At 59.6% G+C, this 24,673-nt stretch carries 19 protein-coding genes and 5 pseudogenes; 12 read left to right on the top strand and 12 right to left on the bottom strand.

Annotated elements, in window-relative coordinates; genetic code table 11:
* Nucleotides 1-601 precede the first annotated feature (601 nt).
* A complete protein-coding gene (locus tag AC1DS3_RS15760) occupies nt 602-937 on the top strand; it encodes a hypothetical protein (RefSeq protein WP_441637065.1) in 336 nt (111 codons plus the stop codon).
* 202 nt (nt 938-1,139) lie between these two features.
* Here the strand turns inward: AC1DS3_RS15760 and AC1DS3_RS15755 are convergent, their stop codons facing one another.
* On the bottom strand, nt 1,140-3,350 hold the full coding sequence (locus AC1DS3_RS15755; RefSeq protein ID WP_441637067.1) for an amylo-alpha-1,6-glucosidase: 2,211 nt from the start codon (nt 3,348-3,350) through the stop codon (nt 1,140-1,142).
* A 16-nt stretch (nt 3,351-3,366) separates the two neighbouring features.
* Nucleotides 3,367-4,443: a glycosyltransferase family 4 protein gene (locus AC1DS3_RS15750; RefSeq protein ID WP_477127500.1), complete on the bottom strand. Its 1,077-nt coding sequence runs from the start codon at nt 4,441-4,443 to the stop codon at nt 3,367-3,369.
* A gap of 842 nt (nt 4,444-5,285) precedes the next feature.
* On the opposite strand from AC1DS3_RS15750, the gene AC1DS3_RS15745 reads away from it, so the two are divergent.
* Complete coding sequence (locus AC1DS3_RS15745) at nt 5,286-6,065, top strand: DUF4397 domain-containing protein (protein ID WP_441637071.1); 780 nt, start codon at nt 5,286-5,288, stop codon at nt 6,063-6,065.
* A 142-nt stretch (nt 6,066-6,207) separates the two neighbouring features.
* Here AC1DS3_RS15745 and AC1DS3_RS15740 read toward each other — a convergent pair.
* A pseudogene (locus AC1DS3_RS15740) lies at nt 6,208-6,321 on the bottom strand (IS5/IS1182 family transposase); the annotation flags it as partial.
* A gap of 64 nt (nt 6,322-6,385) precedes the next feature.
* Between AC1DS3_RS15740 and AC1DS3_RS15735 the strand changes: the two are divergent.
* Together AC1DS3_RS15735 and AC1DS3_RS15730 are read left to right on the top strand one after the other, a co-directional pair.
* Nucleotides 6,386-7,096: pseudogene (locus AC1DS3_RS15735) on the top strand (fumarylacetoacetate hydrolase family protein); the annotation flags it as partial.
* Nucleotides 7,097-7,240: 144 nt separating this feature from the next.
* Nucleotides 7,241-7,459 (top strand): annotated as a pseudogene (locus AC1DS3_RS15730) (IS66 family transposase); the annotation flags it as partial.
* A gap of 622 nt (nt 7,460-8,081) precedes the next feature.
* Here the strand turns inward: AC1DS3_RS15730 and AC1DS3_RS15725 are convergent.
* On the bottom strand, nt 8,082-9,077 hold the full coding sequence (locus AC1DS3_RS15725; RefSeq protein WP_477109640.1) for an AraC family transcriptional regulator: 996 nt from the start codon (nt 9,075-9,077) through the stop codon (nt 8,082-8,084).
* A gap of 659 nt (nt 9,078-9,736) precedes the next feature.
* On the opposite strand from AC1DS3_RS15725, the gene AC1DS3_RS15720 reads away from it, so the two are divergent.
* The 8 genes and pseudogenes from AC1DS3_RS15720 to AC1DS3_RS15685 all read left to right on the top strand — a co-directional run bounded on the left by AC1DS3_RS15720 (nt 9,737) and on the right by AC1DS3_RS15685 (nt 17,746).
* Entirely contained in the window at nt 9,737-10,225 is a 489-nt protein-coding gene (locus tag AC1DS3_RS15720) for a tautomerase family protein (protein ID WP_477127499.1), read from the top strand.
* A gap of 291 nt (nt 10,226-10,516) precedes the next feature.
* The gene (gene kce, locus AC1DS3_RS15715; protein ID WP_441637077.1) at nt 10,517-11,455 is read left to right on the top strand and encodes a 3,5-dioxohexanoate:acetyl-CoA acetone transferase; all 939 of its coding nucleotides are present in this window, start codon (nt 10,517-10,519) and stop codon (nt 11,453-11,455) included.
* A 361-nt stretch (nt 11,456-11,816) separates the two neighbouring features.
* Nucleotides 11,817-12,725 carry an alpha/beta hydrolase gene (locus AC1DS3_RS15710; protein WP_441637079.1) on the top strand — a complete coding sequence of 303 codons (909 nt, stop codon included), beginning with the start codon at nt 11,817-11,819 and terminating at the stop codon, nt 12,723-12,725.
* Nucleotides 12,726-12,781: 56 nt separating this feature from the next.
* Nucleotides 12,782-13,585 (top strand): enoyl-CoA hydratase/isomerase family protein, encoded by an 804-nt coding sequence (locus tag AC1DS3_RS15705; RefSeq protein ID WP_441637081.1) that lies wholly within the window; start codon nt 12,782-12,784, stop codon nt 13,583-13,585.
* 664 nt (nt 13,586-14,249) lie between these two features.
* Nucleotides 14,250-15,083 carry an OmpW/AlkL family protein gene (locus AC1DS3_RS15700; protein WP_477109482.1) on the top strand — a complete coding sequence of 278 codons (834 nt, stop codon included), beginning with the start codon at nt 14,250-14,252 and terminating at the stop codon, nt 15,081-15,083.
* A 365-nt stretch (nt 15,084-15,448) separates the two neighbouring features.
* Nucleotides 15,449-16,279 (top strand): annotated as a pseudogene (locus AC1DS3_RS15695) (acetyl-CoA C-acyltransferase); the annotation flags it as partial.
* Nucleotides 16,280-16,310: 31 nt separating this feature from the next.
* The gene (locus AC1DS3_RS15690) at nt 16,311-17,024 is read left to right on the top strand and encodes an SDR family NAD(P)-dependent oxidoreductase (RefSeq protein ID WP_477127498.1); all 714 of its coding nucleotides are present in this window, start codon (nt 16,311-16,313) and stop codon (nt 17,022-17,024) included.
* Nucleotides 17,021-17,746, top strand: a pseudogene (locus AC1DS3_RS15685) (IS6 family transposase). Before AC1DS3_RS15690 ends, AC1DS3_RS15685 begins: the two are co-directional and overlap by 4 nt.
* A 129-nt stretch (nt 17,747-17,875) precedes the next feature.
* Here AC1DS3_RS15685 and AC1DS3_RS15680 read toward each other — a convergent pair.
* The 8 genes from AC1DS3_RS15680 to AC1DS3_RS15645 form a co-directional block, all read right to left on the bottom strand.
* On the bottom strand, nt 17,876-18,925 hold the full coding sequence (locus tag AC1DS3_RS15680) for a D-cysteine desulfhydrase (protein WP_477127497.1): 1,050 nt from the start codon (nt 18,923-18,925) through the stop codon (nt 17,876-17,878).
* A 110-nt stretch (nt 18,926-19,035) separates the two neighbouring features.
* A complete protein-coding gene (locus tag AC1DS3_RS15675; protein WP_428179831.1) occupies nt 19,036-19,761 on the bottom strand; it encodes an amino acid ABC transporter ATP-binding protein in 726 nt (241 codons plus the stop codon).
* 54 nt (nt 19,762-19,815) lie between these two features.
* Entirely contained in the window at nt 19,816-20,475 is a 660-nt protein-coding gene (locus tag AC1DS3_RS15670; RefSeq protein ID WP_477127496.1) for an amino acid ABC transporter permease, read from the bottom strand.
* 81 nt (nt 20,476-20,556) lie between these two features.
* A complete protein-coding gene (locus AC1DS3_RS15665) occupies nt 20,557-21,357 on the bottom strand; it encodes a transporter substrate-binding domain-containing protein (RefSeq protein WP_441637091.1) in 801 nt (266 codons plus the stop codon).
* 44 nt (nt 21,358-21,401) lie between these two features.
* Complete coding sequence (gene metC, locus AC1DS3_RS15660; RefSeq protein ID WP_441637093.1) at nt 21,402-22,580, bottom strand: cystathionine beta-lyase; 1,179 nt, start codon at nt 22,578-22,580, stop codon at nt 21,402-21,404.
* Nucleotides 22,581-22,585: 5 nt separating this feature from the next.
* The gene (locus AC1DS3_RS15655) at nt 22,586-23,812 is read right to left on the bottom strand and encodes a pyridoxal phosphate-dependent aminotransferase (RefSeq protein ID WP_477127495.1); all 1,227 of its coding nucleotides are present in this window, start codon (nt 23,810-23,812) and stop codon (nt 22,586-22,588) included.
* Nucleotides 23,813-23,880: 68 nt separating this feature from the next.
* The gene (locus AC1DS3_RS15650; RefSeq protein WP_428179827.1) at nt 23,881-24,114 is read right to left on the bottom strand and encodes a DUF6356 family protein; all 234 of its coding nucleotides are present in this window, start codon (nt 24,112-24,114) and stop codon (nt 23,881-23,883) included.
* Nucleotides 24,115-24,288: 174 nt separating this feature from the next.
* On the bottom strand, nt 24,289-24,673 hold a 385-nt coding region (locus tag AC1DS3_RS15645; protein ID WP_477127494.1), incomplete at its 5' end, for an NAD(P)/FAD-dependent oxidoreductase.

The raw sequence follows: 24,673 nt of genomic DNA, 5'->3' as shown, positions 1-24,673 counted from the left end.
GCTAGCGCGCGGACAATCAGCCGCGTTGGGATCGTGGCGCCATGCGGGGAATTTTCAGTACGAAGAAGCACCATGTCCTGAAACGTGAAGAAAAGCTTCCGGCGTGGCCCGCGTGTGGGCGTGATGATCACCCTCGGTGACCAGCCTAGTGGCCATCGAGCGCGGGATGCCCAGCATCGTCCCGGTGTCGTTCAGGCGTACGTTGGCATTGGCCCGTCACTTCTTCGCCGATGAACTCGCTTGGCGTGAGTTGGCGCCGGCGCGGTCGCCACTGTGGCACGCTTCCCAGTCTTCTTGCTCTTGCCCTCCGCTGCAGCTGCTGAGGTCGCTGCCTTCGTTCCACCCTGTTTGCGCTGGGCCATGCTTGCGCGCAGGGCTTCAGATGGACGCCGGACCGAATTTCATTCAGCGTTCCAGAATCCGCACAACTGTGGACTTTCGGTCTCCGGGGAGCGCTTACTGCCACAAGGCCTGGCGCGGTGCGTTTCGAGTTGGCGGGCGCGTTGCCCCTTGACGACCCATTTAGTGATGGTTGAGCACCACGCGTGATCCGCACAGGACGCTCATTCGGCAAATACCAGGTCCTATGGGTTCCTCTTTTATGCTTCCGCTCGAAGGGAGACGCCTGATCGCCATCGCCCTGCTGCTTTGCGTGACCTGGCCGCGGGTTAGCGCGGGTGCCCTCGCATGGCCTCCGTCCGAGGGCATTGGCCGGGCCTCTGGCTGCAAGACCTTGGTTGATATCGCTCGTGACAGCTTGCTGTCGGACCTTGATGCAGGGTGCCCACCCGCCTACCTATTCCGCTGCGAGGGGAAAAATCGCGGCGTGAAATCGATCATCGACTACATTGATGCTCAACGCCAGCAGGGCGGCGACGAATGTGATATCGCCCTCGAAGTACTCGATCGGATACGCGCCTTGCCACCGCAGCATTAGCAGCTGAGGTCGGCCGAACTGGCGGGAACCCCGGACTAACTCCGATTTGGGGACCATTGGCAACTGGTGCATGGCATAGGATGCCGGCCGGCTGGATCCGCAATCCTCAGGCGCCGCGTTTGGGCCGCGTTTCCTGACCTGTCTCGTGGGGCGAGCGCGGCATGGCTTCGAACTGGTGTACGGGCATGGAAGCTGGCGGCGGCTAGTTCCGCGTGACTATCCGGATCGGCCCCTGCCGGGCCAACACGTCAACCACCACACGCTCGCCAGAGCGGCGCACCGCCACGTCGGCGCTGCCGCCACCGACGGCCAGGTTGCGGAATACCACTTCGTCAAGGAAGGGCGGCAGCGATGGATCCTCGAAGGTGATCGCCGGCTCGCGCGTGTCGAAGTTCAGCCCCAGGCAGGCCTGCAATAGCAGCAACGGAGCGGCGGCCGCCCAGGCCTGCGGCGAGCAGGCCACCGGATAGAACGTCGGCCCCTGGCTGCGCTGGCGCGGGAAGCCGCAGAACAGCTCCGGCAGGCGTCGCAGGTCGATATAGTTGGAGGCTGCGAACAGCCCCTCGAAGATGCGGCTGGTTTCCGGATGGAAGCCGTAGCGCGCCATGCCAGCGGCGATCAGTGCGTTGTCATGCGGCCATACCGAGCCGTTGTGGTAGCTCATGGGGTTAAAGCGTGCCGCATCGGCGGACACGGTGCGGATGCCCCAGCCGCAGAATGAGGTGCTGTCCATCAGCGTTGCCACCACCGAGGGCGCTCGCTCGGGGAGCGCGATTCCGGTAAACAGCGTATGGCCCGCATTGGAAGCACGTATGCGACAGGGGCGCTTGTCGCCGTCCAGCGCCAGCACGTAGGTGCCCAGCGCCGAGTCATAGAAGCGTTCGTCGAACGCCTCGCGCAGCAATTCAGCCTTGGCTGCGTAGGCCGCTGCGCCCTCGTTGTCGTTCAGCGCCGCGCGGATCGCCGCAGCGGCCTGCCAGGCGCCATAGGTGTAGGCCTGCACCTCGGCCAGCGCAATCGGGCCGGGGGCGAGCCGCCCGTCCTCATGGAAGACCGAATCGCGGCTGTCTTTCCAGCCCTGGTTGATGAGGCCTTCCGGTGACTGCCTGCCATATTCGACAAACAGGTCGCCATCGCGGTCGCCATAGTCGGTAATCCAGCCCAGCGCGGCCTGTATGTTTGGCCACAGCGTGCGGATGGTCTCGACATCGCCGGTGCGCCGCAGGTAGGCGCCAGCCAGCAGCACGAACAGCGGCGTGGCATCCACGCTGCCGTAATAGAGCCCGAACGGCACTTCCCCAAGTCGTGCCATCTCACCATGGCGCATTTCGTGCAGGATCTTGCCCGGCTCGGCATCGGCCTCGGGATCGACCGTTTTCGCCTGCATCGCGGCAAGGTATTGCAGCACGCCGCGGGCAATCTCTGGGTCCAGCCAAAGCGTTTGCAACGCCGTGATCAGCGCATCGCGCCCGAACACGGTGCTGAACCACGGAATGCCGGCATACGGGTAAGGCCCGTGCACGGTGTTGGTCAGCAACATGTAGAGATCAGATACGCTGCGCCGCACCACCTCGTTGAAGAGTTCGTTAGAGGTGGTGATGGATGCCGCGCGGCGTGTCGCGTGTCGCAACTCTCGCCGCGAATGGAGCAGGGCGCTAAGGAAGGATTGCGTCTCCTCGGCCTTGCGCTGCACCGACTTRCAGCGGATTTCCATGCGAAGCACCTGGGAGCACGACGGCTCGAGCGTCAGGGTGAAACTCGCGCCGTATCCACCTAGCTCGGCCGGCGCCGGGTCGAAGGCGAGCCGGGTTTCGCGCAGCCCCTGGTCCAGGCCGGTATAGCTCAGCGTGACCGCGGCGCCCGTGACAACCGGCGCATGCACCGTGCCACGCCGCAGCCGCTGAGTGCCGCGCACTTCGAACAGGTCGGCGAAGTCGGCATCGAAGGCAATATCCACGCGTACACGCCGTGACACCTCGTCATAGTTGCGCACGCTCAGCCGCTCGTAGCAGGCGCCATTCCACAGGAAGCGCGACCTGCGCAGGTGGATCAGGTCGTGCTCGAGCCTCACCTTGCCATCCTCATCAAACAGGTCTGGGTTGGTCAGGTCGCAGGTCAGCGCGGCGTTGTCGTCGCGCAGTGTCGAAGATAGCAGCATCGGCCGCTCGCCGTCGATGGTTAGCCGCAGATAGGACAGGTGCCGGGTATCGAACTGAAACAGTCCCTCGGGGCTTCCAGGCGCCCCGATCGCATCGCCGTTGTGGTCGAACAGCGCGAAGGTGTCGCCGTGCTTTAGCGTGCGCGGGCGCCGTTCCTGCAGCGACGCCGCCGCTGGGATGTAGAACTGAGCGACATGGTTGGCACCGGCGACTAGCCCCGGGCTCGCGGGTAGTTCATTGGGGTCCGTAAGCATGGTGAGATTCCTCCGTTCACGCGAGCGCCGGTTCGCCGGACCCGCCTTCCGACGCGTCTTCGCCGGGTTCCGCCAGGCTCTGGTAGATGCGCACATACTCGMGCGCCATCCGCTCAACGGTGAAGCGCGCTTCGAAGGCTGCCCGCACGGCGGCGCGCGGCAGTGTGGCCGCGCGATGCACCGCCGCCACCGCTTCATCAATACTGCGCACGATAAAGCCGCTAACGCCAGCCTCAATCACTTCCGGCACCGAGCCGCACGCAAACGCGACTACTGGTGTGCCGCACGCCATCGCCTCGATCATCACCAGCCCGAACGGTTCCGGCCAGTCGAYGGGAAACAGCAGCGCGCGCGCATTGCCAAGGAAGGCGGCTTTGTGATGTTCGTCGATCTCGCCGATGTAGTCGACTTCCGGGTGCCCCGCCACCAGGGGGCGGATGGTGCTCTCCCAGTAGTCGCGGTCAACCTTGTCGATCTTGGCGGCGATCTTCAGCGGCATTCCGGCGCGTGCCGCGATCTCGATGGCATGGTCGGGACGTTTTTCCGGCGAGATCCKACCGAGGAATGCCAGGTAGTCGCCGCGTGGATTGGTGCAGCAGGCCAGCAGGTTCGCCGGCAGCCCGTGGTGTACGGTGCCGGCCCAGATCACCGGCGGCATCGGCGCGCGCTGCGCGGTGGAGACCGATACCAGCGGGAAATGCGGGAAGTGCGCGTAGAACGGCTGCAGGTCGGGCAGGTCCAGACGGCCATGTAAGGTCGTCACGGCCCGCACGGGCATGCGCTGCAGCAACGGGAAATGCAGCATGTCGATATGGAAATGCAGCACGTCAAAGCTGCTGGCACTCGCCATGACGCGGTCCAGCATCATTACATAATATGGCAACGGATCGCGCACGCGCGTATCCAGGCGCAGCGCCATGTCGCAGCACGGTACCAGCTCGGCTTGCGTGGTCGAGTCCCCGCTTGCGAACAGCGTGACTTCGTGGCCCTGCCGCACCAGTTCTTCGGCCAGATAGGAAACGATGCGCTCCGTGCCGCCATACAGGCTGGGCGGGCAGGGCTCCGCTAGTGGTGCAATTTGCGCAATCCTCACATTGGCATCCCGGGTCGTTTAGGACTACGCGGCTTGTCCGCGACAGGGCCTGGACTGATGAGCGCAAACTGCCTCCTACGTGCAGGTGCGCGTCAAGGCGCTGCTCGGGCCGCGAGCGGAAATCCTGTTCCCACATTAGTTCAAGGCGATAGGAAGTTCGCCTTCATTAAACAAGATCCGCGACTGGGTGACCCGCCAGCTGCATGGGCCAACCGCAAAGATGTCTTGACCCGCCTGCCTACGCACTTTAGTGATCTCGGGACACCCGCCGTTGACGTTCAGCTCGCCCTCCAGTTGCTGGTGCTACGCCGCATCTACGTAGGGCCTGAGGCAGCGGGCTCCTCAATCTCGACGGTTTTAGTGGTAAACGACAATGAGAACGCCGCGCCTGCTCGCCTGATGGACCCCCTTCCCGCGCCGCGCGCGCAGGCCGCCGTGGAGGTGTCAGACGGTGCTCGAAGGAGGAAGGACTCCATGTCAAGCAGGTTATCCAGCCGGCCCGTCGGGGCGGCGGATGCGGCCCCCGATCAAGGCCAAGCGCGATGGCCAGAACAAGTAGGGATCGCCTAGTCGCTTCGCATAGCGAAGGTCCCGCGCTCGCCGTGCGCTGTGCGCCAGAAAGCCCGCAAGCTTCTCACGCCTGACTTCTGTCGGAATCGTCCGACATTGAATTCGGAGCGGGGCACCTGCCTGCGCCTGTGGTTAATACCTATCGTTGCTTCATTGGTGATACGCAATTGCAGGACTTGCAAGCATGCGCCGCCACATTTGCACTTTGGCCCCGTAGCATGCCGCTGCCGAGCACGCCAGCGCTCCAAAGTTCCAACGCATAGAGGTGACACATGTTCCGATCCCAGACCCGTCTCGTCCTTGGCCTAGCGCTAGCCGTAACTGCAGTCCTCTCGGGATGCGGCGGCGGGGATGACAGCATCGGTGCCCGCATCGGCGTCAGTGAGCCGACCGTGCGTGTGATCCATGCTATTACCGGCGGCCCTAACGTGGATGTGCTGCAGAACGGCACCAAGACAAATCTGCTGAACGAGCCCTACAAGTTTGTTTCAAAGTACTTCAACGTGGACGAGGGCAACCAGACGTTCTCGTTCAATGTTGCCAGCACGGGAACYGAACTCGGGAGGACCACGGTGAACACGCACACAGGCCATAAATACACGGTAGTGGCCCTGCCCGGTGCTACCGCGGCGGATGTACTGCAGATCGACGACCCGTTTGAGAAGGGCCTGTTCTCCGACAAGGCTCGCGTTCGCAGCCTGAACGCATCGTTCAATGCACAGAATGTCGATATTTACCTGACCGTCCCGGCAGCTGACCTGGCAGCGGCAACGCCTACGTTTGCAGCAGTCGCCTACAAGTCAGCGGTACCTGCATCGGGCAGCGATTCGATCGACCTGAATGGCGGCACCTATCGCCTGCGCATCACCACGGCCGGCACCAAGACCGTGATCTTTGACTCGGGTGCGCTGACGCTGGCCGACAACGCAGACTGGCTCATCACCACGATCCCAGTCGACGGCATCGGTGCAACAGTACCGAACAAGATCAAGGTGCTGGTCGCCCGCGGCGATGACGAGTCGCAAGCTGGACTTGAGTTGGTGACCCAGTAAGCGGCTTCATTCCCGGCGAAAGGCTGGTCCTGCGGGCCGGCCTTTTTTTGTGCGCCCGGCAAGGCGCACTGACTGAGAGTGGAAGTCCCTTACACACAGCCTGGCGCAGATGGAATCGTGTCGACGAACGCGTCGAAGACGTCGAGTCATGACGATTGGCGCCGGTCACAGTCAGCGCTATCGGTGCACCGCGCCGGTCTACGGCGAGGCGACGCTTGCTGCCGAGTTTTCCACGGTCGGTTTGATTCCTCCCTGTCTGTTGGCGCAGACCTCTCGGTCAACGCCCGCCAAAATCGCGTGGTGAAGCGCCTGGATTTGGACCATGCGAGCGGCTCGACTTCGAATTGGAGATTGGATTCTACGTTGGGACCGGAAATCCTCAAGGCACCTCCGTGCCAATTGGCTCTGCCAGCAAACAGATTGCTGGCTTCTCACTCCTCAATGATTGGTCGGCGCGCGATATTCAGCGATGGGAGATGTTTCCATTGGGACCCTTCTTGAGCAAAAGTTTCGCGACGACCGTGTCACCGTGGATTGTAACCGCCGAGGCACTACTACCGTTTCGGGTACCCGTGCTGGCGCGTAGAGCCGACGAGCCCAATCCGCTCCCGTATTTATTTGATTCTGAAGATCAGGAATCCGGCGCTTATGACATCGGACTTCGCGTTCTTCTGTCCACGGAAAAGATGCGTGAGCGTGGGGATCTAGCCGTGGAAATTCTTAACTCAAACTCCCGGCATCTCTACTGGACACCCGCACAGATGGTTGCGCACCATACAGTCAATGGCTGTAATCTGTTGCCTGGAGACTTGATTGGTACAGGTACGATCTCCGGCCCGACGAACGCCGAACTGGGCAGCATGCTGGAACTGACGGTCGGGGGGCAGCAGCCAATCAACCTTCCAAATGGTGAGCGTCGAGCGTTCTTGCTTGAAGGGGACGAAGTGACTCTGCAAGGGCGATGCGAGAGGACGGGCTTTGCCTCCATTGGATTCGGATCATGTGCCGCGACAATTGTTGCGAGTCCGTGACTAGCGCGCGTCCACACTGAGCCCACTCATGCAAAAGCAGAGACGCCCAGCAGGCGAGCGAGCAGAGCGCGTCTCCGGAACAGGAGCCACGCAAACCACTCCCGGAGGCCGGCTGGCACTGGCACATATTCCACGGCAGTCACGAAACTGCATGCCGACGATGCGCCAGTGCCGGTGCTTGCGCCGGGCAATGGCAAGAGGACGACCGGGCGGCTGTGGGTCTACGTGCGCGACGACCGGGACTCAGGCGACATGACGCCGCCGGCGGTCTGGTTCGCCTATACACCGGATTGCAAGGGCATCCACCCGCAGCAGTACCTCGAATCGTTCAGCGGCACGCCGCAAGCCAATGCCTACGCTGGGGAAATCCGCACGCTGCGTTCTGTGGGAACCGGAGGCGGGTGACTGCTTCCGGTGACCCTGTGCTGGGGGTGAAACTCCCCCGGCCTACTGTGTGTCCAGCGCAGGCTGGCGTGTTCAGCATGGGTTAGTCCTGCCGGGGTAAGAGTCAGGCGCCCCGTAGCTTGGATAGCAGGGTGACGGGAAACCAAAACTCTGAAGCCTAGCGACAAGCGCCTCCTTGGGAGGCGTGCGAGTCATCGGGCCGTAACAACAGTGAACGTGATGTGGCCTTGAAAAGGGGAAGATCCGAGGGCCGAGCCTCCAGTAGACGGGCGGGCGAAGGAGGACGTAACACGCCGGGAAGCCGCCGAGATCGGATTGGCACATCAAGCGTCGCTTTCCGGCAGTGCAAGCTGAGCGAGCGCAATCATGACGAGCGACGAGTTAAACCGTCGGTTGGGTCATAAGCTCCGTCAGTTCGGACTGTCGCCGCTCTGCTGACGCTTTTACGGCTCTCCCCCGCGCGATGGCGGCACTCACGCGAACGAACGCCATCGCGACCGTGCGCTGCCGCGCGGCATTGCGCGGGCGTGTTCTACTCGTTATTAGCAGCTAAGCAAACGCAGTTCAGTTTCTAGCCAGCTCAAAGGCGCGGATTTGAGTTGATCGACGCCTCGGACGGTGGTTGCGAGACGTTCTTGTCCTCCGGATGTCTCACGTCACTCGGCGTCCGGCCTGTCCACCTTTTGAAAGCCTTACGGAAGTTGGACGCGTCTGAGAATCCTGTCTGCTCCGCTATCTGCTCGATCGTCATCGTGGTTTGCTTAAGGAGCCGGAAGGCCAGTCTTTGGCGCACCTCATCAACAATTGACGTATATGTGACGCCTCCGGCCGCGAGGCGGCGATGCAGCGTCCGCAGGGATAGTCCTAGTCTTTCGGCTACAGAATCGATATTTCCAAAGTCACCCTTTTGATTCATAAGCATGGCGGTAATGGTAGATACCAGGTCAAGGCCTTTGGTTTCGTCTATTAGTGGCGGATCCCACGAGAAAGACTGAAGGATGCTCGTGGTCATCGGATTCGCGTTCGGCAGCACCAGATCACGCGCTAGCGCGTCGTAGTGCCATTCGTTGACCCCCGCGTCGAATTCGATGGGGCAGCCGAACAGCGTCTCGTACTCGCGCCAATACGAGGGGGCGGGATATGAGACGAGCACCCGAATCGAGGGAAATGGCGCCTCCAAAATATTGCAAAACAAACCATTCATCGAGCTGCACCAAAACTCGCTAACGAACGGCAATGCGTCTCCTAAAAAAGTGGCATTGGGCGCGAACAAAATGCCGAGGTCGCCTTCGATGCGAGAACCTAGTGGAACGGTATGCGTGGCGCGCGGAAACTGCTTTAGGCCCAGATCGAGTGCGTCGCCCAGCGTGCGGCAGCTTGCCATTGCGTATCCGAAGACGCAAAAATCGCTCATGCGTTGTCTTTTACCAGCGCAGATTCCTAGATCCGGCCGACCGGATAGACGATGCGCATTGTCATAGACTACTAGCCGTTGTCGACGCGAGACCAGGGATCGGGGGTCACTTAGCTGGTTAGTCGTTATCCCAGAGCCCGCCAGCAACTGGTCGGCCGGCACACCTTGGTCTGCGAGTTCTGCAAATAATGCGCGTAACCCAAACACCCTCTGCGTTGGAGCATCCAGCGCCAAATTTCGCAGGTAGTCGGGAGAGGTCGGCGGCGGGTCATCCGATGATATGTTAAGCACAAGGTTTCTCCGAAGAAAGGTCCGGGCTCGCTGATTTCACAAGACAGTGTTCGATGCTATCGGTTACAGCTACGTCCCGTTGATGTAGCCTCGTTGTCGCCGCCGTTGCACCGATCCAATATCGCGCCGCCAGTGTCGGAAATTTGACACCAAATGACCTCTACGTTGGCACCGTCGAACCTCGCTGGGTCTCATAGCGCCACGTATCATCCGCTCATAAGGTAACGGTTTCCTATCAGGGATAGCCCCTAAGAGATCGACAACCATAGACCTGTCTTTCACCCGTCTGTAACGCGATAGCCACAAATTTACTGGTTGAATGAGCTTGAGAAGACGATTTCGCCTAATTGATCGGTCAACCGCTATTCGCAGGCGTGAGTGCGTCGTTAATGGCGAGCACGCGTCAATCGTTACCCAAAGACGAGCAGGTAGGTGAGGGTTAAAAGTTAGTCGCGGCAGGTAGCGACGGGTTCCTTGCTAGAAGCAAGGTAGTTGTTAATACGTTGGTCGACATGGACTGGAGAGAGACTATGCCATTGTGGAAGATTTATCACCCGGCCGGGGCATACGCTGCCGAGGACAAGAAGGCTATGTCCAAGGTAATTACCGAGGCGTACGCGCAGATACCGATTCCGCGGTTTTATGTTGTCGTAATCTTCGAGGAGCTAAAAGAAGGTTCGTGCTTCGTTGGCGGAGAACCACGCAACAACTTTGTTCGGTTCAAGATCGACCAGATTGCAAGGACGATCCCAAGCCCGATTGGGCGGGAGTTTTGGATGAGGACGATCGACGAACTCGTTGCGCCCTGGGTGCGAGATCGAGGCTTCGACCGCGAGTTCTCGATTGCCGAACTGCCTGTTGACCTGTGGACGGTTCAGGGCGAAATTCCTCCTCCCTTTGAATCTGTAGCCGAGAAGCGCTGGATCGAGGAAAACAAGGCCGGTCCGTTTACTWTCGCGGAGAAGATCCCCGCGAACATGAAGTCTCTTGGGACAGGGCCGGGAATGACCGGAGCCTAGCGGATTGATAAGCGCCCAGCGACTGGGTGCTTCCCAATTGCCTGAATCAGGCTTTGGCGCATCGTGTGAAAAGTAATGCGACTAGCCATTTTCAAGGTTAGTCCTGCATACAACACCTGCGCGCAAAAGTGACAAGTGAGGTGAAGTCCGCCGAGGCATGTCTTGGCTCATTTTCGAACTGCTACGGGCCGGAGACAGGTCACATACCTGCCGCCCCGGACCGCCGTTCTAATCACCGGCGACAACACGTCCCGCGCATATCAAGTTTGTGTTTCTCCGAGGAGACGCTCCATGAGCGCAGAAAAACGCAAGGTCATCATTACCTGCGCCGTAACCGGCTCTATACATACACCGACGATGTCGGAGTACTTGCCGATTACTCCCGAACAGATCGCAGTACAGTCTATTGAAGCGTTCGAAGCCGGCGCCGCTATTCTTCACTTGCACGCTCGCAATCCGGTAGATGGACGCCCTTCGCCCGCCCCGGAGTTGTTTGAACAGTTTGTCCCTCGAATCGCCGCCGAGACCGACGCCATCATCAACATCACAACGGGAGGAGGCTCCTCCATGACGCTGGAAGAACGACTCGCATATCCGCGAATTGCTAGGCCAGAGATGTGTTCTCTTAACATGGGTTCCATGAATTTTTCGATTCATCCGATCGCAAACAAGATCAGACAATGGAAATACGACTGGGAAGGCCCAGCGGTCCAAGCGACCGAAGACGCGATTTTCAAGAACACGTTCAAGGACATAAAAAACATCGTCACGGAACTGAGCGAGCACGGCACTCGCTTTGAGCTCGAGTGTTACGACGTCGGCCATCTCTACAACCTTGCGCACTTTGTCGATGAAGGGTTGATTAAGCCGCCTTTTTTCATCCAGTCCATTTACGGAATTTTGGGCGGTCTCGGCCCAGATCCTGAAAATGTCACAATGATGCGCACTGTCGCGGATCGCCTTTTCGGTCGGGAATCGTATGAGTTCTCTGTGCTTGGTGCGGGCCGCCATCAGATGACACTGCTTACCGCTGGGGCAATCATGGGTGGCAACGTCCGGGTCGGCTTGGAAGATAGCATTTTCATTGAAAAGGGCAAGATGGCTCGGTCGAACGCAGAACAAGTCAAAAAGATTCGTCGGATCTTAGAAGAGCTTTCCTTCGACATTGCTACACCAGCAGAGGCTCGTGAAATCCTCCGGCTGAAAGGCCGAGAGCACGTCGGGTTCTAACTGACCTTGACGATTCTCGCTCTCCCGAGGCGATGCTGGGCGAACCGGATGAGCGGACGTACGCAAGCGCCTTCGCGCCGTCTGCGGGTAGCTGCATTGGCACCAACTCACCCCATTTTTGGCATTCCTCAACCTTGTGACGCCCGGATCACGGTCACAGAATCACTACGCCGGCTTATGGATGCGGCGCGGCGCAAAGCGTGCCGTCGTCCCGCATTGGAAGGTGCGGGCGCTTCGCGTCATCCTTCGGACTGTTCTAAGGCGGCTTAACGAGCGCGGGGAGATGGCCGTTATAGTCCGACAGTAATCGGTCTACCCACGGTGTAGAAAAAACCAAACAAATAGCTAGGAGGCACGTGCTGTGAGACAAGATGTTAGCTTTAACGCAGAGGGCGTGACGTTGCGGGGATGGCTTTACAAACCAGACAGCGGGACGTCGGCATGCGCCGCCGTCGTGATGGCACACGGCTATTCAGCGGTGAAAGAAATGTATCTCGATAGCTATGCCGACGCTTTCTGCGATTCCGGTTTTGCCGTCCTGGTTTTCGACAATCGAAATTTCGGAGCTAGCGACGGTACTCCTCGATACGAAATTGACCCAATACAACAGGTCCGGGACTATCGGAATGCCATTACTTTTATATGCAGTTTGGATGGCATTGATAAGAATCGGATTGGCGTATGGGGATCTAGTTACAGCGGTGGTCACGTCTTGATGCTCGGCGCGATCGATAGGCGAGTCAAATGCGTCGTGTCACAAGTTCCCTTTGTGTCGGGGAAGCAGCTCATTGATCGAGCTGTCCGGCCTGACCATCTTCCTGCGCTGCGGGCCACGCTCGACGAAGACCGAATGCGCCGTTTCTCTGGCGAGATTCCCGCGATGATTCCGGCGGTAAGCGAAGATCCGGCCTTACCAAGCGCGATGCCTCAATCGGACGCGTGGGAATGGTTCTCTGTAACCGCGCAGTCTCGCGCACCGGCATGGAAAAACGAGGTGACCCTTCGGTCAATCGAAATGTTGATGGAGTATGAACCGGGCTGTTACGTGTCTGCCATTTCTCCGACTCCACTCCTCATGGTTGTAGCGGCTGCCGATCACGTGAACCCCGGAGACTTGCAGCTAGGCGCATTCAATCGGGCACTCGAGCCCAAGAAGCTTGTTGTAATTCCAGGTGGTCATTTCGATGGATATGCGGGGCCCAGTTTCGATGTCAGTAGTCGTGCGGCAGTGAGCTGGTTCAAGCAGCATCTCTCGCCAACTGTATCGTGATGTCCGCGACTGGCGATCAAGGCTGGGGGCACGGCGATAAATCAATGGAGACAACGATGGGCAAAGTTTCATTTGAAATAAATAATCAAATTGCTGTCGTCAAATTTTGCAATCCGAACAAAGGATTCATGGACTTTGACATGCTCGCCCAGCTTAATGGGGTTATGGACACGCTAGAGGCCGACCCCAACGTGCGTGCAATTATCTTCACCGGCGGACAACCGGAAGAGTTCGTTCGGCATGTGTCCGTTGAGGATTTGCTTGCATTTGGCCAAATGGTCCGCACTGGCCGGGAAGCTGGCCTGCCGGACCCGTTGGGTGCGCGCAGCCCGCTGCGGGCTGGTTGGGAAAAGATTGAACATTCGCAAAAGCCCACGATTGCCGCTATTAACGGCTACTGCATGGGTGGCGGACTCGAAATTGCGCTTTGTTGCGACATTCGGATCGCCGGACCCGGTACATACACAATAGGACAACCGGAGATCCAGATTGGCCTTATAACGGGCGCCGGCGCTTCAGTGAGGCTCGCTCGAGCAGTGGGTGCTGGGAAAGCTCTCGAATGGGTGTTACGTGGCCGCCTTTTTTATCCCGAAGAAGCTGCGAAAGAAGGTCTGGTTCACCACTATGTGACTGAAGACGTGGTAACGGCAGCGCTGCAGATAGCGAACGAGTTTCTCGACAAGCCCGCCGCAGCGCTCTCATTCTACAAACAGCTTGTACGTTCGAGCGAGGATCAACCTCTGTCGGAGAGTCTAGACCGTGAAGCTGCTGGCTTCATACACATGATGTCCTACGACAAACAGGCGATACGAATGATGAAGGACTATGTTGCAGGAGGCCACAAGCTCAAGAAGGTCTAGCGGCCAATATGAATGCGTCGGCCCCAAACAACCGCGTTTGATGTCGGGCCGTTGCATTGGGCAAGGGTCACTAAGTGAACAACTGATAATCGCCTGAAGCGGTCCGGTGAGTTGGTTGGAAGCCGTCTCAAGCGCCCCCGTCACGACGCCCTGTGCAAAGGCCAAAAAGATGGCACTTGCGATCCAACCGCTGGATGGGACGATCTGGAAGAAACTCAATGATCGTCGACTCATTATTGGACAACAATCTGCCTTGTAGTGCCGACGTATTCATAAGCTATGCCAAGGATGTGCTGACGGTTTGGAAGCCAAAATCGTTGCGCACGATTGGCCCCTGATTGGCTCGATCCGGATCCCGTGGCAGGAATTMGAATTACGGAGTTCAGGAACAGGTGAGCCAAACGACAATGCTATGTCAGGGTTGAGGCAGTCAAAGATGAAATGGCGGTCGCTTTGTATTTCTTCCGTCATGAAAACGGCCCGTGGCGCGTTTTTCCACCGGCTCCCGAGCGTCCCGCAATGCGCCTGATATGAACTGCGAGAAGGGTCTCAATCAAGAGAGCGAGAGGGAAGCGACTGGACTATGCCTACGAATTGTGGCGCTAGATTGGGTGTGAACGATTAGCTGATCGGTAGGCCGATTTTTACTGAAAGCACATACCGCGTGGCGCAACGAAGCTGTGGCGTCGGAAAAATATGTGAAGGATCGATAAAAATATTGGAGACGGCTTTGAAGCATTTAAAAATAGTGACTACGCTCTGCATGGTGGCCGCCACTCTTCATCCATGTTGTGTTCGTGCGCAAAGTGCAGGAAGCTTTGTAACTACGTTTGGTGCATCATGGCTCGATTTTCCGAACTCAAGATCGCAACCGATTGTCAGCTCTTCGGTATTTGGGACTTTTACGTCGCCGGGAACAAATACTGTAGTTCATAATGCGGTTATGCCTTCGATGCTTCTTACCTATTTCATAACAGATCATCTGGCAGTGGAAGGAGCCGTAGCTGTGCCGCCAAAGCTGGAAGTTGGTGCCCAGGGAAATGTGGCGGCTTTCGGAGTCGGAGGACCTGTTTTACCGCTTGGTGAAATTAAACCACTCTTCACCGTGCGGGCGTGGGCGCCCATAGTTGTCGCGAAGTACTACTTTGGAGGGGCGGAGAACAAGATAAGGCCTTTCCTGGGAGTCGGCGTTAACTATTCGTGGTTCAGATCGGTCCAATTGAATCCGCTATTTTCCGGAGCGTTAAGTCGGCTCGCGGGTCCGGGTGGAAGCGTCGAGGCGTCGTTGAGTTCGTCGTGGAATCCGGTGCTTGCGGCTGGCTTGGCGTATCGGATCAACGTGCGCTGGATGCTCACCGGGTCGGTGACCTGGTTTCCGCTCAAAGCCAATGCGAGCTTCAATGCAGTAAATGCGAACGGGCAAGTCGTTGTTTCGAACAGCACCCGCATGTCGGCGGCTCCACTAATTGTGAACGTCGGTGTCGGATACGAATTTTGAAGATACAACATAAAGCGCTTCTGGCTCGCTAGGCCGAGCCGCGCCTAGATTGAAGTACAACGCCACGCGTTCTCAAGGCCGAAGTGGTGCAGAATACTTTAGGATTTTCAAAAAGGTCCCGTCGTCGATGTATTCGGCTTGACGCCACCATCTAAGAATGCCATACCCATGGGAATCTGCACGGCTCCCACGCGCGAATGAAGTTATCCAAGAATGGGTTCGTCAACGATTTGGGGGAAGGCTGCCTGGATCTTCAGAAAGAAGTAATAGTCACCACGAAGGCGCCTCGGTCAGAGGGGCGGGCGTCGCTCGGCATCGACCTGGGGCTAAAGGATTTCGACGCAACGCCKGTCAAGCTGCTGCGAATAAGCTCGATTTCCTGCGTGCAGAACCAGGCCAACATGCACATGTATTTCGACCCCTGGTTGGTCGAGCACAAGCCCGAGCTGTATTGGAGCATGTTGCAGACGGGCGAGGTGGTCGCGAAGCGCTATGGCGTCACGAAGGAAGCACAGGACGTGTACGGCGTGCGCATCCAGCAGGGGGCGGCGGCTGCTGCGCGGGCCGCCAGGAAATTTGACGACGAAATTGTGCCGATGATGACCACGATGGGTGTGGTCGACGAAGCGGGCCGCGTCACGACTCGTGAGGTCGTCGTTTCCGAGGACGAAGGCATCCGAGCGGATACGACGCTGGAAGGGGTGTCGCGTCTCCGTTCCGCCTTGCCAGGAGGTGTCATCACGGTCGGCAATGCGTGCCAGTTTTCGGACGGCTCTTCGGCGTGCGTGGTAATGAACGCGAAGCTCGCTGAGCGTCGCGGCATCGAGCCTCACGGGCCGTTTCGCGAGTTCGCAATCGCTGGCTGTGAGCCCGACGAGATGGGTGTCGGTCCGGTGTTCGCCGTCCCACGCCTGCTGGAACCGGCCGGCGTCAAGCTGGAAGACGTTGGGCTGTGGGAGTTGAATGAGGCGTTCGCCAGTCAGGTGCTCTATTGCCGCGACAAGCTGGGTAGTCCCGATGACCGCCTCAACGTCAACGGCGGTGCCATCGCGGTCGGCCATCCCTATGGCTGTACCGGTTCGCGACTGACGGGGCATGCGCTAATTGAGGGTAAGCGCCGCGGCGTTAAGTACGTCGTAGTGACTATGTGCATCGGTGGCGGGCAAGGTGCTGCCGGTCTGTTTGAAGCGCTTTGAAAGCGTTCTAATCACCTAGAAGGAGACAGCAATGACGGCTGTGGTAAATCTCTTCGATCTGAAGGGCCGTACGGCTCTGGTTACCGGCGGTTCCAGCGGGCTGGGCCTGCAAATTGCCGAGKCGCTCGGCACGCAGGGCGCCCGCGTGGTGATTTCGGCACGCAAAGCTGATGCGCTTCGGGCTGCGCAGGAGCATCTTGCCGGGCTCGGCATTGATGCAAGCGGGATTGCGGCCGACAACGGCTCGGAGGACGACATCGAGCGCCTCGCCAACGAGGCAATGGCGCGACTGGGCAAGGTCGACATCTTGGTCAACAACGCCGGTGCGACGTGGGGTGCAAGCACTGTCGACCATCCGTTGGCCGCATGGGACAAGCTCATGAACCTTAACGTGCGGTCAATCTTTCTTCTCTCGCAAAAGATTGGAAAGCTGTCGATGATTCCCAATGGCTACGGGGGAATCATCAATCTCGCATCAATCGCCGGCCTGAGGGGCAATGGTCCCAAAGCTCAAGCCACCATCTCTTACAACACAAGCAAGGGTGCCGTGGTTAACTTCAGGCGCGCGCTGGCTGGCGAGTGGGGCCAGTACGGCATCACGGTCAATGCGCTTGCGCCGGGTTTCTTTCCGTCGAAGATGACGAAGGGGACTATCGAGAAGGTAGGTGTCGATAAGCTGGAGTTCCGTCGCAGTAACGGTGCCGAAGTAGAATTTGGGGTCGCGAAACTCGAAGCTAGAAGATGAGCCATCACACGAAGCGACCACGGAAGAGCCTGCCGGCAGGGATTGCCAAGGTGCTCAAACGCTTGCACTACCCGCTGGACGTGATCCTGCTATGCGTGCGCTGGTACGTGGCGTACTCACTGAGTCTGCGGGATCTGGAGGAAATGATGGCCGAACGCGGTATCTCGGTGGAAGATTCTACCGTGCATCGCTGGGTGATCAAGCTGCTGCCGGTGTTCGAGAAGGCATTTCGCAGGCATCAGCGTTCAGTGGGCAACAGCTGGCGCATGGACGAAACCTACATCCTAGTAAAGGGGCAATGGAAGTATCTCTACCGGGCTGTGGACAAGGCTGGCAAGACCATTGATTTCCTGTTGTGTGCGCGCCGTGACACGGCCGCTGCCCGGCGCTTCTTCGAGAAGGCCATTGCCCAGAACGGGGTTCCGCAGACTGTCACGGTGGACAAGAGCGGTGCCAATCTGGCAGCCCTGCAGGCCATCAACGCCAAAAGAGAAACTCCCATCAAGATCCGACAAAACAAGTACCTGAACAACCTCGTCGAGCAGGACCACCGGTCCATCAAACGCCGGGTCAGGCCGATGCTGGGATTCCAGAATTTCCGCTGAGCCCGCATTATCCTGGGTGGCATCGAGACCATGCGCATGATCTGTAAAAGGCAGATGGTCACCCCAAAGGGGAGTAGTCCGTCCGCTGCCGAGCAATTTTACTCGCTGGCCGCATAAGCGCAGCTCCCCTGCTACTCCTGGCTGGCACTACTTCCTTATCGCGACAAAACCCAAAATCACCGCGTAGAAAAACTTGACTCAATCGCTACGCAATCAATTCAGTCAAGTAATCTAGTCCGCCATCGGTCAGAGCACAGACGTCGTTGGGATCATCGTAGCCGCTGTCCCTATTTCCAGGTTGATTGCATTGCGATACGCAAACAACGCCGGCGCACCCCCGGTATGCAGGAACAACAGCGGGCCATCCCCAGCAAAACGCCTGCGCGCTACACCATCGAGCAAACCAGCCATCGCCTTCCCCGTATAAACGGGATCGAGCAACACACCTTCGGTACCTGCCAGGATGCGGATGGCCTCCAGCCCCGCCTGGTTGGGTTCGCCATAGCGAGGTGCGAAGTACTCGTCCCACAGATCGACCTTCAGCCCTGCCGGCACCTCCACGTCGAGCAGCCCGGCGGTACCTTCGATCAGCCCTGCCACCTTCGGAGTCTGCGCTGCGACGCTGCGCGAGACGGTAACCCCGACGACCGGTGTATCCGGCATCGCGTATGCGAGCGCCAGCGCAAGCCCGCCGTGGGTACCGGCACTGCCGGAGGGCAGCACGACCGCCGAGAATGTCAGACCCATCACTTCGGCTTGCTGCGCCAACTCCAGGCCCGCCCGTACATACCCCAATGCCCCCAGCGGATTGGACCCGCCGATCGGAATGACATAAGGCTTATGCCCATCGCCATGCAGCCGTTCCGCAAGGGCTTGCAATTGCGCGTCGGCGTTGTCGAGATTGGCAACCGGCTCGGCCTGCACGTTGAACAGATCGAGCAGCAGGCGGTTGCCRCTATGCAGGTAATCGCAGTCTGTGGTGCCGGTCGGGTTTYCCAGCAAGGCCATGCAACGCAGTCCGAGACGGGCCGCCAGCGCAGCCGTCTGCCGGACATGATTCGACTGTATGGCGCCGGCCGTCACCAGCGTGTCGGCGCCCTTGCGCAAGGCGTCGGCGGCTAGGAACTCAAGCTTGCGCAACTTGTTTCCGCCAAATGCGAGTGGCGTGGTGTCATCCCGCTTGATGTAAATATCGCGCCCGAGCATCCGGGACAGGCGATCCAGTTTCAGCAGGGGTGTGACCGCGCCGACCAGATCGAGGCGGGCAAAGGAAGCAAGGCGATCCGAGATCTTCATAATTTTCGACTCCGGGGTAGGTGGACCAAGACGGGAGGGCGGGATGCGGTGTCACCGGAGACGTTGGTCGCCCCATGACCGTCGCCCGCCCTCGGGCAAGCCTGCGTGAATCAGTGCAGGATCCTGGCGAGGAATTCCTTGGCGCGGGCCGACTTMGGGTCGCCGAAGAAGGCTTCCTTGCCGGTGTCTTCGACGATGGCGCCGCCATCCATGAAGATCACACGGTTGGCGACCTTCTTCGCGAACCCCATTTCATGGGTCACGCAGATCATCGTCATGCCCTCGCGTGCAAGTTCGACCATCACGTCCAGCACCTCGTTGATCATCTCGGGATCGAGCGCCGATGTCGGTTCGTCGAACAACATGGCGACCGGATCCATCGACAGCGCGCGCGCAATCGCAACGCGCTGTTGTTGCCCACCCGAAAGCTGTCCGGGGAACTTCTGCGCATGGGCCTTCAGGCCGACGCGCGCGAGCAGCCGCATGCCGTTGTCCTCTGCCTCTTCTTTGCGGCGTTTCAGTACCTTGACCTGCGCCAGCGACAGGTTGTCGAGAATGGACAGATGCGGGAACAGCTCAAAATGCTGGAACACCATGCCGACCCGCGCACGCAGCTGGGCGAGCTTGATCTTCGGGTCACCGACCCTCACGCCGTCCACACTGATCTGGCCCTGCTGGATTGGCTCGAGTCCGTTCACCGTCTTGATCAGCGTGGATTTTCCTGATCCGGACGGGCCGCAGATGACCACGACCTCGCCTTTGTCTACACGCGTGCTGCATGCATCCAGCACCTTAAACTGACCGTACCACTTCGATACGCCTTCGAGGGTAATCATCGTTTTGTCTCCTACTTGTAGATTGTTTTTGTCTCGCTTTGCTGGTCCGCCGGGTCAGCGTGTCACGGGCGGTGTCAGGCGCGCCTCGACGCGACGCTGCACCCACGACAATCCTGTGCTGAGCAACCAGTAGATCGCCGCTACCGCGAGGTACAAGGGCAGCGGCTGGAAGGTCGAGGCGATGATTTCCTGGGATGACCTCAGCAACTCGGTTACGGTGATGACGGAGACCAGCGAGGTATCCTTGATCAGGCTGATAAGCGTGTTTCCGAGACTCGGCACGGCAAGCCGCAGGGCCTGCGGGCACACGATATAGCGGAGCGTCTGCAGATGGCTGAGCCCAAGGCTGTGCGCCGCGCTCCATTGCCCCCGGCTGATGCCGAGAATTGCGCCGCGCATGCTCTCCGACAGGTACGCGCCGGCATTGGCCGTGAGGGTAAGGATGCCGGCACTGGTGGGGTCAAGAGAAATGCCTAGGTCCGGCAGTCCATAATAGACGACGAACATCTGCACCAGCAGCGGCGTGCCGCGCATGACGCTGACATAGGTGCGGGCAATACCGCCGAGGATTGGACTGGCGCTAATACTCATGATGGCGACCACGATCCCGACCAGCAGGCCGAGCACCATCGACGCCAACGCAAATTTTACGGTGATCGCTGCTCCATGCAGGAGTACCGGCGATGCTTGAATAACAAGGTCAAGAGGTTCCATGATTCGATCCGTAGCAGTGGCCGCGTGGCCGGCCCGCCCCATACCTGCAGCGATGGGACGGGCTGGCCCGCGTGGCAGCGATTACTGGGTGATGGGTCTGCTGGCGTCGGTGCCCAGCCACTGGATGGAAAGCTTGTGCAATGTACCATCCTGCTGCAGCGCGTTCAGCGCGTCGTCAATTGCTTTGGCAAACTTGGGATTGCCCTTGCGGAACGGGATGCCCATTTCAAGCTTCGTGCCAGCAAGCAGCGCGCCGGTGCGTAGCGGCATCTTGGAGTTCTTGATCAGGTACGGCAGCATCAGCCGGTCATTGAGAGCAGCATCGATGCGCCCGGCCGCCAGGTCACGCAGATTTTCCGACGTACCCGGATAGGTCTGCACCAGGATACCCGGCACCGATTTGGCCAATTCGGCATAGTTGCTGCCCAGCGTGACGCCAACTGATTTCCCCTTTAGTTCCTCCAGCGATTGGAACTCGCGCTTGTCATCGTTGCGCTGAAGCACCTGGACCGCGGAATACACGTATGGCTGGGTGAAATCCAGGGCCTGGCGGCGTGCCGGCGTGATGCTCACCTGGTTGACGATGACGTCGAACTTGCCGGCTTGCAATCCGGCAATGATGCCACTCCACTCGGTGGTGATGAACTGGGCCTTCAGTCCCATCTTGTCGGCCACGGCTTTGGCAACTGCCACGTCGAAGCCGTCGAGCTGGCCGTCGCCATTGCGATAGCCGAACGGTGGGTAGGTGCCCTCCATGGCGATTTTCAGGACACCGCTGGCTTTGACCGAATCCAGCATATCTTCAGCGTGCACGGCAGGCGTCGTGATATTCAGGAGGATCGCGATGCACGCGCTTTGCAACAGCAACTTCAGGGATTTCATGCCTTGTCTCCAATGTGGGTATAAGTATTTTTTGAAGGGCAACGCTATTGCCCAACAAGTCGGCGGAACGCGGTCTCCAGATCGGTGATCAAATCCTCCTTGGCCTCAAGGCCGACGTGCAATCGAAATGCCTGGCCGGCATACGGCCATGCGGCTGCGGGGCGCTCCTCCTTGGGATCGAAGGGCATCACCAGACTCTCGAATCCGCCCCAGGAAAAGCCCAGGCGGAACAGCTTCAGGTCGTCGATGAAGGCGCGGAACGCCTCACGCCCATATCCGGGCTTGAGTACGACGCTGAACAATCCTGAAGCCCCCGAGAAATCCCGACGCCAGAGTGCATGGCCCGGTGCACCAGGGAGCCCGGGGTGCAACACCTGGGCCACCTCAGGCCGGCCGGCCAGCCAATTGGCAATGGCCAGTCCGCTACGCTGATGCCGCTCAAGGCGCACGGCCATCGTCCGCAATCCGCGCTGTGCGAGATAAACGTCGTCCGGGCCCGCGTGCTGGCCGGTGGCGAAGACATACTCGCGCACCGTTTTCCATGCCTCACGGTTGGTCGTGATCACACCCATCAAAGCGTCAGAATGCCCGACGATGTATTTCGTCCCCGCATGCACGGAGACATCCACGCCGTGCTCGAATGGCTTGAAGAACAAGGGCGTGGCCCACGTGTTGTCGATGACGACGACCGCGCCATGCCGGTGTGCGACCTTCGCAATGGCAGGAATGTCCTGCATTTCGAACGTCTGTGAACCCGGTGACTCGGCGAACACGAGGGCCGTGGTCGGACGGAACAAGGCCGCGATGTCGGACCCAAGCGTGGGGTCGTAGAACGTCGCCGACACGTTGCACCGGGCAAGTACCGTTTCGACGTAGTGACGCGTCGGGCCATAGACGCTGTCGCTCACCAGGATGTGATCGCCGGCTTTGACGAATGCCATGATCGCGCTCGTACACGCCGCCAGGCCCGACGACACCAACAGCGAGCGGTGCCCGCCTTCGAGCTGCGCCAAGGCATTCTGCAACGCGAAGGTGGTCGGCGTGCCTTTGCGGCCGTACCACATGACATCCGTGTCGGCGCCAGACATCGTGCGCCCGCGCGCTTCCATGTCGTCGAGATTGCGAAACGTCACGGTCGACGCGTGGAAGACCGGCGGATTGACGACGCCGCCGAAATCGTCGGGATCGATGACGCCGTGCGAGAGGTAGGTATCGGGGGACATCCGGCTTACCCTCGTCTGGCGCTGTTGACCATATCGCCCAGGCGCTCCAGTCCCATGCGGAGATTGGGCTCGGGCGGACCGAACGAGAAGCGTACCCAGCTTGCGTCGATATACTCGTTCGCTCGCTGCTTTCCCGGATTGACGTCGAAGAACCTGCCGGGCACGGTCATGACCTTGCGCTTGAGGCCCTCAGTAAAGAAGGTGTCCGCAGTGTTCAGCGGCGCGGGCAGCCGATGCACCCGGCCCCACAGATAGAACGTGCCGTTGCCGGGGCAGGGGATTTCGACACCCATGTCGGTCAGCGCGTCGAGCATGATGCGGCGCTTCCTTGCGAATATTTCCCGCAATGCGGACGTTTCCTGATCCGCACGGTCATGCTGCAGCGCCTGCACGGCAATCCGTTGCACGATCGTCGGCGGGCCGCCGTCGATGGCGCTTGCCGCACGGCTGATCATGTCTATCACGTCGGTAGGCCCCACCACCCAGCCTACGCGAAGGCCGGGGTAACGGTGATTCTTCGTCAGCCCGTCGACGATCACGACCGGGTCCGTCTCCACGTCCTCGACAAACTCGGCGGCAGATACCGGCTGGTCCGCGGGGGCGTGGCCATCTTCGAACACGTAGTGCGAATAGAACTCGTCGAGCAGCATCCAGCAGCCCGTGTTGCGCGCCGCCGCCACATACYGCGCCAGCGCTTCACCACGCACCACGGCGCCCGTGGGGTTGTTGGGATTGCTCCACAGCAGCGCGCCCAGTTTTTCCCTGGCGATCAATCCCTCGAGCGCCTGCGCCGGGATGGCGAAGCCGTCTTCGGGCCCCACGGGCAGCGTGACCGGCGTGAAGCGATGGCGGTGGTAGGTGATCAGATCTTCGTAGGCGGTGTAGTCGGGCACGACGTGACCCAGACGAACTTCTCCGAGGGTGGCGAGCAGGCGCGACAGCGCAAGCCGCCCACCGGACGCGATCGCGACATTGTCCTTCGTGTACTGCGATGCCTTGCCGCGACGATAGCGACGGTTGTAATCGTTTGCCACCGCCTGACGCAGGGCATCGATGCCGCCGACCGGCCCGTAGGCGCAATCGGTCACGTCAAACTCCAGTGAAGCTAGCCGTTCCGGCGCGCCTGCCATGGGCCCGATTTCAGGCTGCCCTTGGCCGAGGTTGCACCAGTCGGGATGACCGTTCTGGAAGCCGAGCTTGACGGCTTCGTGAACGACGTGAATCACGCCCATGTAGGGGACCGGGCGTAGCAGGGAAGACGCTAGTGAGTTTGTCATGTTGGTGTCGAAGGGGGGCTTGCTTATCGGTGACGCGACGCCATGCGGTTGCGATGGGTGACCATGCGCTCATGCAGCCGCGAGATCGTGTTGCTGCCCGTGGTGACGAAGAGAAAAGGCAGGATGCCGTGCACGAGCGCTGCCATCGAAGCGATCAGCATCGACGCGCCGAACGAAAACGACGACGACATATGCTGCAGATAGCTCTCGCCTACGGATGCGGGATGCGCCTTGAAGAGCCGGAATATTGTTCTCATGGTGGGGGCGTGATTCGGTATTGCGCGTCGTCCGGTCCCGGATTGGAAAGCCGGTTTCGCGCTGTTTGTGAGAGAAATCATAGTCTTCGACTCCCGCAAAAGGCTTCCAAAAAATGCCCATCCTCACGCTTATAATTGGAGAAATATTCCACTGTGACCACGCAATGGAGAAATTCAGACCAGCGTACTTTCCAGATATCGCTGCGCATCGAGCGCGGCCATGCAGCCCGTGCCGGCGCTGGTGATCGCCTGCCGATAGATGTGGTCCTGCACGTCGCCCGCCGCGAACACGCCCGGCACGCTCGTGCCCGTGACGTTGCCCGAGAGGCCGCCGTTCGTGATGATGTAGCCGTGCTTCATCTCGAGCTGGCCCTTGAAGAGATCGGTGTTCGGCTTGTGGCCGATGGCGATGAAGACGCCTTGCACCGGGAGGTCAGCGATCTCGCCGGTTTGCGCATGCCTGAGGCGCAGGCCGGTCACGCCGGCCGCGTCGCCATTCACTTGGTCGAGCACGTGGTTCCATTTGATCTCGATGGCGCCTTGCCTCTCCTTCTCAAGC

The sequence above is a fragment of the Cupriavidus sp. 01L46 genome, from assembly GCF_056399905.1.
This window is presented reverse-complemented; position numbering and strand designations above follow the sequence as displayed.

Bases quoted from the DNA above. Each gene is read 5' to 3' on its own strand.
- AC1DS3_RS15760 (WP_441637065.1), top strand. From the start codon at position 602: ATGCTTCCGCTCGAAGGGAGACGCCTGATCGCCATCGCCCTGCTGCTT.
- kce (WP_441637077.1), top strand. From the start codon at position 10,517: ATGAGCGCAGAAAAACGCAAGGTCATCATTACCTGCGCCGTAACCGGC.
- AC1DS3_RS15705 (WP_441637081.1), top strand. From the start codon at position 12,782: ATGGGCAAAGTTTCATTTGAAATAAATAATCAAATTGCTGTCGTCAAA.
- AC1DS3_RS15670 (WP_477127496.1), bottom strand. From the start codon at position 20,475: ATGGAACCTCTTGACCTTGTTATTCAAGCATCGCCGGTACTCCTGCAT.
- AC1DS3_RS15665 (WP_441637091.1), bottom strand. From the start codon at position 21,357: ATGAAATCCCTGAAGTTGCTGTTGCAAAGCGCGTGCATCGCGATCCTC.
- metC (WP_441637093.1), bottom strand. From the start codon at position 22,580: ATGTCCCCCGATACCTACCTCTCGCACGGCGTCATCGATCCCGACGAT.
- AC1DS3_RS15650 (WP_428179827.1), bottom strand. From the start codon at position 24,114: ATGAGAACAATATTCCGGCTCTTCAAGGCGCATCCCGCATCCGTAGGC.